This is a genomic window from Rhodanobacter sp. FW104-R8, from assembly GCF_001617365.1.
In the GTDB taxonomy this organism is placed as follows: Bacteria; Pseudomonadota; Gammaproteobacteria; order Xanthomonadales; family Rhodanobacteraceae; genus Rhodanobacter.
Map to the genome: position 1 here is coordinate 46051 of NZ_LVJR01000022.1, position 9681 is coordinate 55731.

Annotated in this window: 9 protein-coding genes and 1 other RNA gene; 4 read left to right on the forward strand and 6 right to left on the reverse strand. The window is 69.4% G+C overall.

What is annotated here, in order from left to right; all coding sequences use genetic code 11:
- Positions 1 to 36 precede the first annotated feature (36 nt).
- From RHOFW104R8_RS06280 to RHOFW104R8_RS06305, 6 genes are all read right to left on the reverse strand, one after another.
- Positions 37 to 708, reverse strand: coding sequence for a hypothetical protein (locus RHOFW104R8_RS06280; RefSeq protein ID WP_068090183.1), 672 nt, complete (start codon positions 706 to 708; stop codon positions 37 to 39).
- Positions 709 to 821: 113 nt separating this feature from the next.
- The gene (locus RHOFW104R8_RS06285; RefSeq protein WP_068090185.1) at positions 822 to 2099 is read right to left on the reverse strand and encodes a nucleoside permease; all 1278 of its coding nucleotides are present in this window, start codon (positions 2097 to 2099) and stop codon (positions 822 to 824) included.
- Between the two features lie 119 nt (positions 2100 to 2218).
- A complete protein-coding gene (locus RHOFW104R8_RS06290) occupies positions 2219 to 2803 on the reverse strand; it encodes a uracil-DNA glycosylase family protein (RefSeq protein ID WP_068090277.1) in 585 nt (194 codons plus the stop codon).
- Between the two features lie 65 nt (positions 2804 to 2868).
- Positions 2869 to 4242, reverse strand: a complete 1374-nt coding sequence (locus RHOFW104R8_RS06295; protein ID WP_068090187.1) for an FAD-binding oxidoreductase — start codon at positions 4240 to 4242, stop codon at positions 2869 to 2871.
- A 27-nt stretch (positions 4243 to 4269) separates the two neighbouring features.
- Positions 4270 to 4626 carry a YraN family protein gene (locus tag RHOFW104R8_RS06300; RefSeq protein WP_068090189.1) on the reverse strand — a complete coding sequence of 119 codons (357 nt, stop codon included), beginning with the start codon at positions 4624 to 4626 and terminating at the stop codon, positions 4270 to 4272.
- Positions 4626 to 6548: a penicillin-binding protein activator gene (locus RHOFW104R8_RS06305; RefSeq protein ID WP_068090191.1), complete on the reverse strand. Its 1923-nt coding sequence runs from the start codon at positions 6546 to 6548 to the stop codon at positions 4626 to 4628. Before RHOFW104R8_RS06305 ends, RHOFW104R8_RS06300 begins: the two co-directional genes overlap by 1 nt.
- 81 nt (positions 6549 to 6629) lie before the next feature.
- On the opposite strand from RHOFW104R8_RS06305, the gene rsmI reads away from it, so the two are divergent.
- From rsmI to rsmH, 4 genes are all read left to right on the forward strand, one after another.
- A complete protein-coding gene (gene rsmI / locus RHOFW104R8_RS06310) occupies positions 6630 to 7466 on the forward strand; it encodes a 16S rRNA (cytidine(1402)-2'-O)-methyltransferase (protein WP_068090193.1) in 837 nt (278 codons plus the stop codon).
- A gap of 89 nt (positions 7467 to 7555) precedes the next feature.
- An RNA gene (gene rnpB, locus RHOFW104R8_RS06315) (RNase P RNA component class A) lies at positions 7556 to 7922 on the forward strand.
- A 324-nt stretch (positions 7923 to 8246) separates the two neighbouring features.
- Positions 8247 to 8693, forward strand: a complete 447-nt coding sequence (gene mraZ, locus RHOFW104R8_RS06320) for a division/cell wall cluster transcriptional repressor MraZ (RefSeq protein WP_068090196.1) — start codon at positions 8247 to 8249, stop codon at positions 8691 to 8693.
- A 42-nt stretch (positions 8694 to 8735) separates the two neighbouring features.
- Entirely contained in the window at positions 8736 to 9677 is a 942-nt protein-coding gene (gene rsmH / locus RHOFW104R8_RS06325) for a 16S rRNA (cytosine(1402)-N(4))-methyltransferase RsmH (protein WP_068090198.1), read from the forward strand.
- Positions 9678 to 9681: the final 4 nt, after the last annotated feature.

The following is a 9681-nucleotide window of genomic DNA, read 5'->3' on the forward strand; positions in this document are numbered from 1 at the left end:
GCGCATTCTACCGGGCCGCAGGCGCGGGCACCCGGATCAGGTTTCGCGGCGCAGGCACAGCCACGCCACGGTGGCGCCGAAGATGACGTAGACCAGCGGCAGGTAAAGGACGGAATAGAGTGTGTCGAATCGCGTCCCGAGGACGTATACGTCCAGCGAACGCAGCAGCAGGCGCGCGGCGTTCAGGCCGAACGCGAGCCTCGCCAGCCAGTCGAAGCGATGGCCTCCAAGGGCCGCGCACAACGCAATGCTTCCCAGTGCCTGCGCCAGCCCCAGGGGGAAGTACAGCGCATGCTGCACTGCCTGGAACACCGACTGGATCTCCAGCACACGTACCTGCCCGGCAGCTGTCGCCGCCTGATAGAGCTTTGGCAGTTCGAGGTACACGTAGAACAGTTCGACCGAACGAAGCTGCAATTCCAGCAGGCAGAAGGCGAAGAACCCAAGAAACGCCGCGACGGCGGCCAGCGGCTTGCGCCGGAAGGCCAATCCGCAGGCGACGAGGTAGAGATACGCCAGCCCGAAAAAAGAGAGCAGCATCAACGTGGCGCGTGCCAGGTTCAGCGGCAGCGGTCCCTGCAGCAGGGCCTGCACTGTACCTTCGGCCTCCGGCAACCGGGTGAAGACGAACGACTGGAACGACTGGATCGCGATGTAGAGCACGGCCACCGCGGCAGCTGCAAGGCGATGCGTCCTGGTTTCGAACATGCCTGTTTCCGTTGTCATCGAAAATACTCGGGGAACCGGGAGGCCGCGTCGGCAGCCACGCCGTGGCAGGTGTTGAACGCCCCGGTCTCCACCGTCCCGCCGGCGGCCGCCGTTCAGGGGTGGTTGACGTCGGCGGCGCCGTGCACCAGGGCTATTCCGTTGCGCACGTGCTTGTGCCGGAACAGGATCGCGAACAGCACCGCCACCACCAGCGAGTAAGCCGCGAAGGTGGTCCAGATGCCATGCCAGTCCTTGCTGCCGTCGGCGTGGGTGAACCAGAGGTCGATGATCACGCCGCTGATCGAACTGCCCAGGATCGCGCCGATGCCGTTGGTCATCAGCATGAACAGGCCCTGCGCGCTGGCGCGGATCGCCGGGTCGCTCTGCTCTTCGACGAAGAGCGAGCCGGAGATGTTGAAGAAGTCGAACGCCATGCCGTACACGATGCACGACAGCACGATCATCCACAGGCCTGGGCCCGGGTCGCCGTAGGCGAACAGGCCGAAGCGCAGCACCCAGGCGACCATGCTGATCAGCATCACCGTCTTGATGCCGAAGCGCTTGAAGAAGAACGGGATAGCCAGGATGAACAGCGTTTCGGAAACCTGCGAGATCGACATGATGATCGCCGGGTAGCGCACCGCGAGCAGGCCCTGGTACGCGTCGACCTTGGCGAAGTCGTGCAGGAAGGTGTCGCCGTAGGCGTTGGTGAGCTGCAGCGCCGCGCCCAGCATCATTGCGAACAGGAAGAAGATCGCCATCTTGGCGTGCCGGAACAGCGCGAAGGAGGTCAGCCCCAGCGTATCCAGCCATGATTTGTGCGCCTGGCCGCGCAGTCGCGGCGGGCACGGCGGCAGGGTGAACGCGTACAGGCCCAGCAGCAGCGCCGCGGCGGCGGCCACGTAGAACTGGCCGCCCGAGGTTTCCAGGTGCAGCAGGCTCACCGTCCACATCGCCGCGATGAAGCCCACCGTGCCCCATACGCGGATCGGCGGGAATACCAGCACCACGTCCGCGCCGTCGCTCTTCAGCGCGTTGTAGGCCACCGCGATCGCCAGCGAGATCGTCGGCATGTAGCACATCATGTTGAGCAGCATCACCCAGAACAGGGTGGCCGGGTTGTCGATCATCGGCACGATGAACAGCACGATCGCGCCGCCGATGTGCAGCAGGCCGTAGAGCTTCTCCGCGTTGAGCCACTTGTCCGCGATCACGCCCATCAGCGAGGGCATGAACAGCGAGGCGATGCCCATGGTCGAGAAGATCGCGCCGAACTGCGCGCCGGACCAGTGCCGGTACTGGAACCAGTACGCGCCGATGGTGATCAGCCACGCCCCCCACACGAAAAACTGCAGAAAATTCATCACCACGAGGCGGAGCTTGATGCTCATCGGCCGTTATCCAGCATATTGGTTTCCCCAGACGAGGCCGAGGGAAAGCCCCGTGGCCATGAAGCCCGGGCAGGTTAGATGAATCCGCGGGCGGGCGGCAAGGCGCGCCGCGGCGTGATTCAGTCGTCGCCGCGCAGCGCCGCGGCCACGCGTTCGCGCAGCACCGGCAGCAGTTCCGCCTCGAACCACCGGTTGCGCGTGAGCCACAGCCGGTTGCGCGGGCTGGGGTGCGGCAGCGGCAGCACGCCGCGTTCGAGATGCGTGCGCCAGTCGCCCACGGTATCGGTGAGCGTGGCCCCACGCACATCGCCCAGCAGGCCAGCCTGCGCGTACTGGCCGATGGCGAGGGTCAGCCGCACCTGGGTGAGCAGCGGGAGCAGCCGCGGATGCCAGATCGCGGCACACGCCGGCCGGGGTGGCAGGTCACCGCTTTTGCCCTTGCCGGGATAGCAAAAGTCCATCGGCACGATCGCCACCTTGTCGGCGTCGTAGAACGCGGCGCGGTCGATGCGCAGCCAGTCGCGCAGCCGCTCGCCGCTGACGTCGTTGAACGGGATGCCGGTCTCCTCCACCTTGCGCCCCGGTGCCTGGCTGACGATCAGCAATCGCGAGCGCGTGGACGCCTGCAGCACCGGGCGCAACCCCGGCGGTTGCTGGAGCGCGCAGGTCCGGCAGGAGCGGATGTCCGCCAGCAGGGCGTCCAGCGTATGCACTTGCCGCGCGGTCACCGGGCTTTTCCGATTCCCCGTTCCCGAATCCCGATTCCCGTTCAAGGCAGCAGCTTCCCCGGATTGAGGATGCCATCCGGGTCGAACGCGGCCTTGATGTTGCGCATCAGCTCCAGCGTGGCCGGTTCCAGCGCCAGCGGCATGAACTCGCGCTTGACCACGCCGATGCCGTGCTCGCCCGAGATGGTGCCATCCAGCGCGAGCACCAGCGCGAACAGTTCGGGCAGCGCCGCGTAGGCACGCTCGATCTCGTCCACGTCGCGCGGCAGCAGGTTCACGTGCAGGTTGCCGTTGCCGGCATGGCCGAAGCTCACGATGGGCACGGCGTGCTTTTCGGAAAGTGCACGCACGCCGTCCACCAGTTCGGGCAGGCGGCTCACCGGCACCACCACGTCCTCGTTGATCTTGTGCTGCGTGACGCTGCGCTGGGCCAGCGACAGCGCCTTGCGCGCGGCCCACAACGCACGGGTCTGCGCCTCGTCGCGCGCCACTTCCAGCTGCACCAGCCCGTCCACGCGGGCGGCGGCCTCGATGGCGGCGGTGGCACCGTCCAGGGTATCCGGCGCGCCATCCAGCTCAATCATCAGCAGCGCCTCGGCCGCCGGCACGCCGGCCTCGGGCTGGTGGTCGCGGGCCAGCTTCAGCGCCAGCGCATCCATGAACTCCAGCGCGCAGGGCGTGGCCGGCTGCGCCATGATGCGCGTCACCGCCCGCGCGGCGCTGGCCACGTCGCGGTAGGTGGCGCGCAGGGTGCGCACGGCGGCGGGTCGGGGAGTGAGTTTCAACGTGGCTTCGGTGATCACGGCCAGCGTGCCTTCCGAGCCGACCACGAGGCGGGTGAGGTCGTAGCCGATCGCGCTCTTGGTGGTGTGCGTGCCGCAGCGGAAGCTCTTGCCGCTGCCGGCCACGGCGGCGAGGCCCAGCACGTTGTCGCGCGTCGAGCCGTATTTCACCGCGTGCGGCCCGGAGGCGTTGCAGGCGAGGTTGCCGCCCACCGTGCACCACGGCGCCGAACCCGGGTCGGGCGCCCAGAAGAAACCGTATGGCGCCAGCGCCTGTTGCAGCGCCTCGTTGCTCACGCCCGGCTCGACCACCGCGAGGCGGTTGTCGGGGTCGATGCGCAGGATGCGGTTCATGCGCATGAAGTTCGCCACCACGCCGCCCGCCATCGGCACCGAGGCACCGGTGGAGCTGGTGCCGCCGCCGCGCGCGGTGAGCGGCACGCGGTGTTCGCGGCAGGCGCGCACCAGGGCTTCCACCTGGTCGTGCCCGGTGGGGAATACTACAAGCTCGGGCAGGGCGCGGTAGCGCGAGTTGTCGTGCGCGCACTCGTTACGCACGGCGTCAGAGGTGGAGAGTTCGCCGCCGGGAAAGATCGCGCGCAGGCGGTCGAGCAAGGTGGCGGGCAGGGTCATGCCGGGGATTATCGCACCGGCGGGTATTCAGCACGCCTCGAATGCGCCACGCAGCCACTGCATGCGCACCGCGGCGGCCGGTCCGTCGTAGCTGACCACGTCGAAGCGACAGGCTCGCCGCGCGTGCTGCGGGTGCGCGGCGAGCCAGTGTTGCGCGGCAAGGATCAGTTTGGCCTGCTTGGCCGGGGTGACCGAGCTGGCGGCGTCGCCGTGGCTGGCGCTCTTGCGGTAGCGCACTTCGACGAATACCACGGCATCGCCGTCGCGCATCACCAGGTCCAGCTCGCCGTGGCGGGTGGTGTAGTTGCGCGCCAGCAGCGTCAGGCCGGCGCGTTCCAGTTCGGCGCAGGCGCGCTGCTCGAAATCGTCGCCGGCGGCGCGCATCAGCCCGGGACGGACTGGAAGCTGCCGCCGCTGGATGACGGGCTGGCCGGCGCGGGCGAGGCGGCGGGCGGCGCGTTCGACGGCACGTCGTCCAGTTGCAGGCTGCCGCCCAGCGGACGGGCCAGGCCGTCCTGGAACTGGGCCCAGATCAGCACGCGGCGTACCCGGCCGAACTGGTCGGCGGTGAGCTGGCCGCTGGCGCCAGGCACGTAACTGCCCGGGTGGGCGCGCAGCCATTCCAGGTACGGCACCAGGTTCCAGGCGTCCATGCCGAATGCGAACAGCCGCGCGGCGCCGCCGTGGGCGGCGGGCAGGCGGGCGGCGATCTCGTCGCGGTTCGGCAGGCCCGGCTGGGCGTTGAACAGCCACGGCGCGTCGCAGAATTCCACGCCGTCCAGGTCGCGGTTGGACGAAGCGTCGTCGCTGCCTTCGTAGACGTGCGAGGTGGCGATCACCGGCAGCTCGACCCGCGCGATGCGCAACTGCGGCAGCAGCAGGCGCGCCTGGGCCGGGCGCATGCTGATGAAGATGCCGCTGTCGCCCGTTGCGCCGCCCGTGGCCGGGGCGCTGGCCGCCGCAGGCTCGGCGGGAGCGGCCGGGGCGGGTGCGCCGGCGGGAAGGTGCAGGTCGGCGATGAGGCTGGCGTAGTTGGTGGCGCCCGGCGGCAGGGTGATCGTGCCGGCGAGTTCGCCGCCGCGGGCGGCCAGCTCGGCCTTGAAGGCGCTGGCCGCACGCTGCGCGAAATCGTCGGTGGAAATCACCGCGTAGACCCGGCGCAGGCCGCGCTCGACCATGTGGTCGGCGGCCTGGGCGCCCTCGCTTTCCGGCAGCAGGCCGAACTCGCTGGCCTCGCCGCTGGGCAGCTGCTTGTCGTCGGGGTGGTTCAGCGCGAGCAGCGGCACCGGCAGGGTCGGCTGGCTGAAGATGGCCGCGACCTCGCCGCGGGTCAGCGGGCCGACCACCAGCCTGGCGCCATCGCTGGCCGCCTGGCGGTAGGCTCTGACCGCGCCGTCGGCGGTGCCCTGGCTGTCGTAGACGCGCACCGACGGGCGCGGCGCACGGTTGCGCCCGGCGTCGATGTAGGCCGCGAAGAAACCTTCGCGGATCGCCGTGCTGGCGGCCGCGTAGCTGCCGTCGTTGGGCAGCAGCAGGGCGATCTGGGCGGGTACCTTGTAGCCTTCGCGCACGTTCGCATCGGCGCCGGGCAGCAGGGTGCCGACCGGCTGCTGCAGTTCCGGCGGCGGCTGGGCCACGGCGATGCCGAGCCGGCTCAGCGCCTCGTTGACCCACGGCAGCATGCGGTCGCCGCGATGCATGGCGGCGGCGCGCTGCTTGAGCGGGTCGACGCCGACCTGGCCGAGCAGTGCGAGAATCTGCTGGCGGTTCTGCGCGTGGTCGAAGCCGCTCAGCTGGTCATCCATCTGCACGCGGGTGCGGGCGGCGCCCCAGGGGTCGCCGCTGGCCGCCATCGCGCGGGCGCGCCACTCCAGCAGGCGCAGCTGCAGCGGGGCGGGCACCGCCACGTTCGGCTGGGTGGTGAGGCGCAGCGCGGTGGCCGTGTCGTGCCGGTCGAGCGCCAGCTCGGCGCGCAGCAGGTCCAGCCGCAACGGTTCATCGCCGCTCAGGCGCTGGCGCTTGATGCCGTCCAGTACCGGGGCGGCGCGGGCAAGCTGGCCTTCCTCGCGCCATGCCTCGGCGGCCAGCAGGCGGTAGCTGTCGGCGTGCCCGCCCGATTGCGTGGCCAGGTTGAGGTAGGCCTGTGCGGCCTGGTCGTACTGTCCCTGCCGGGCCAGCGCCTCGGCACCCTGCGCGGCGGCCATCTCGGCCGGCGAGCGCGGCGCGTTTGCGGGCACGCAGGCGGCCAGTACCAGCGAAAACAGCAGTCCGGTCGCGACGGCGCGCGAGTGGCGCATGAAGCGCATGGGAAATCCCTTGTTCGTCATGGTCGTCAATGCGCGATCATAGCGGATCGATTTGCCGGCTTACGGCGCAGGAGTTCTCAGATGTCATCAGGGTCCGTTCAGCCCGGTTCCTTGTGGGTGGTGGCCACGCCGATCGGCCACCGCGACGACCTTTCCGCCCGCGCGATCGAGACCCTGCGCGCGGTGGCCGTGATCGCCGCCGAGGACACCCGCCACAGCCGGCCGCTGCTGGTGCATCACAACATCGACACGCCGCTGGTCGCGCTGCACGAGCACAACGAGCGCGATGCGGTGGAGGCGATCGTGCGCCGGATGCAGGGCGGCAACGCGGTGGCGCTGATCTCCGATGCGGGCACGCCGCTGATCAGCGATCCGGGTTTCCGGCTGGTGCGCGCCGCGCGCGCGGCGGGCATCCGCTGCATTCCGGTGCCGGGCGCCTGCGCGGCGATCGCGGCGCTGTCGGTGGCCGGCCTGCCCAGCGACCGTTTCGTGTTCGAGGGCTTCCTGCCGCCGAAGGCGGCGGCACGGCGCAGCCGGCTGCAGGAGCTGGCGGGCGACGCGCGCACCGTCATCTTCTATGAGTCGTCGCACCGCGTCGCCGAGAGCCTGGCCGACATGCGCGACGTGTTCGGCGCCGACCGCGAGGCGGTGCTGGCGCGCGAGTTGACCAAGCTGTTCGAGACCGTGCTGGGCGAGCCGTTGGGGTTGCTGGCGGCGCGGGTCGCCGCCGATCCCGACCAGCAGCGCGGCGAATGCGTGGTCCTGGTCGCCGGCCGCGGCGAGGAGGCCGACGCGAAGCTGGCCGAGGGCCGGCGCGTGTTCGCGATCCTGCGCGAGGAACTGCCGCCGGCGAAGGCGGCGAAGCTGGCGGCGGCGATCAGCGGCGCGCCGCGCAAGGATCTTTATAGAAGTGAGTGAAGAGGAGCGAGAAGCGAGAGAAAAGCCGCTAAAGACGCTCGCTCGGCTTTCTCTCACTTCTCACTCCTCGCTCCTGTATCCTTGCCGGTGGAGTCGGCCGGACAGTCGCGTCGCGCGCAAGCGCATCGAGGAAAGTCCGGGCTCCGCAGGGCAGAGTGCCAGGTAACTCCTGGGCAGCGTGAGCTGACGGCCAGTGCAACAGAGAGCAGACCGCCGAACGGCATCTTCGGATGCGCGTGGCAAGGGTGAAAGGGTGCGGTAAGAGCGCACCGCGTACGGGGCTAACGCCGTACGGCACGGTAAACCCCACTCGGAGCAAGACCAAATAGGGGAACGATAACGCGGCCCGCGTTGTTCCCGGGTAGGTTGCTGGAGCCAGGCGGCGACGCCTGGCCGAGAGGAATGACTGTCGCGCCGCAAGGCGTACAGAACCCGGCTTACAGGCCGACTCCACCTCTTCTTCGCCTTCATCACCACTGCGATCCGTCGTCGCGGTGGTGATGAAGGCGCCTGCGTGAACGGCGGTTCATGCCGGCGTGGCATCGTGGCGCCGATCCGGTGGGATTTCCCCCGGTTCGGGGCCAAGTCGGCGTGTTTGTATTTATAAAAAATTCCCTGCTTTCAAACACCTTGCCGGCGTTTCTCAGAAAATGCTGCACGTGTGGCCAGCATTCCGCCTTTACTCCTTGATTCACAAGCGATTTCCCTTGACAGTCTCATGGGGCGAGATTATCGTGGGCTCCAGTGTGAAATTGTGGGTTTTAGTGGAGTCTGCTGACCGTGTTCCAGGGCGAAACCGCCATCACCATCGACGACAAGGGCCGCCTGACCATCCCGACCGCCTATCGGGAGCAGGTGGCGGGCGAGTGCGCCAATCGCCTGGTGATCACCTACAACCCGTTCGAGCCGGGCTGCCTGTGGCTGTTCCCGCATGCGGCGTGGGAGCTGGTGCGCGATCAGGTCAACGCGCTTTCCAAGGTGGTCAAGGCGCATCGCGACATGCAGATGAAGCTGGTCGGTGCGGCCGCCGTGGTCGAGCCCGACAGCGCGGCACGCATCCTGCTGCCGGCCAGCCAGCGCGCCACCACCGGTATCGAGAAGAGGGCGGTGCTGCTGGGCATGGGCGACAAGTTCGAGCTGTGGAGCGAACAGGAGCACCTCAAGAAGATCCGCCAGACCATCGGCGAAAGCGAGATCACACAGGCAATGGCGGAATTGCGCCTGTAAGGCGCGATCGGCATGTGGGCGGGACGGGAGCGGGAGTGCGGCATGGCCGAGCAAGTTTTGCGGCACATCCCGGTGATGCTGGGTGAAGCAGTGGAGGGACTCGCCGTGCAGGCTGGCGGGCGCTATCTCGATGGAACCTTCGGTCGCGGCGGTCACGCCCGCGCGGTGCTGTCGCGCCTCGGCCCCGGCGGCCGCCTACTGCTGATGGACCGCGATCCGGCGGCGATCGCCGCCGCGCGGGCCGAGTTCGCCGGCGATCCGCGCGTGGCGATCCGCCACGCGAACTTCTCCAGCCTGGCCGAGTGGGACGAAACCGCGGCCGGCCTCGACGGCGTGCTGCTCGACCTGGGCGTGTCCTCGCCGCAACTGGACGAGGCCGCGCGCGGCTTCAGCTTCATGGCCGATGCGCCGCTGGACATGCGCATGGACCCCAGCCAGGGCGAGAGCGCCGCGGATTTCCTGGCCCGGGCCGGCGAGCGCGAGATCGCCGACGTGCTGTGGCACTACGGCGAGGAGCGCCACAGCCGGCGCATCGCCCGCGCCATCGTGGCCGACCGCGATGCCACCCCGTTCACCCGCACCGGCCAGCTGGCCGCGCTGATCGAACGCGTGGTCGGCCGGCGCGAGCCGGGCAAGCACCCGGCCACGCGCAGCTTCCAGGCGCTGCGCATTCGCGTGAACGGCGAGCTGGATGCCCTGCAGCAGGGGCTGGACGCGGCGCTGGAACGGCTCAAGCCCGGCGGCCGGCTGGCGGTGATCAGCTTCCATTCGCTGGAAGACCGCGCGGTGAAGCTGTTCATCCGCGACCACTCCGGCCGCGTGCAGAACAGCCGCCGCGGGCCGCCGGTGCCGGCCGCGCCGGCGCGGCTGGCGGCGGTCGGCAAGGCGCAGTTCCCGTCCGCGGCCGAGCAGGCGGCGAACCCGCGTTCGCGTTCGGCCGTGCTGCGCGTGGCGGAGAAGCTTGCCGAGGGAGCGCGCGCATGAAGGC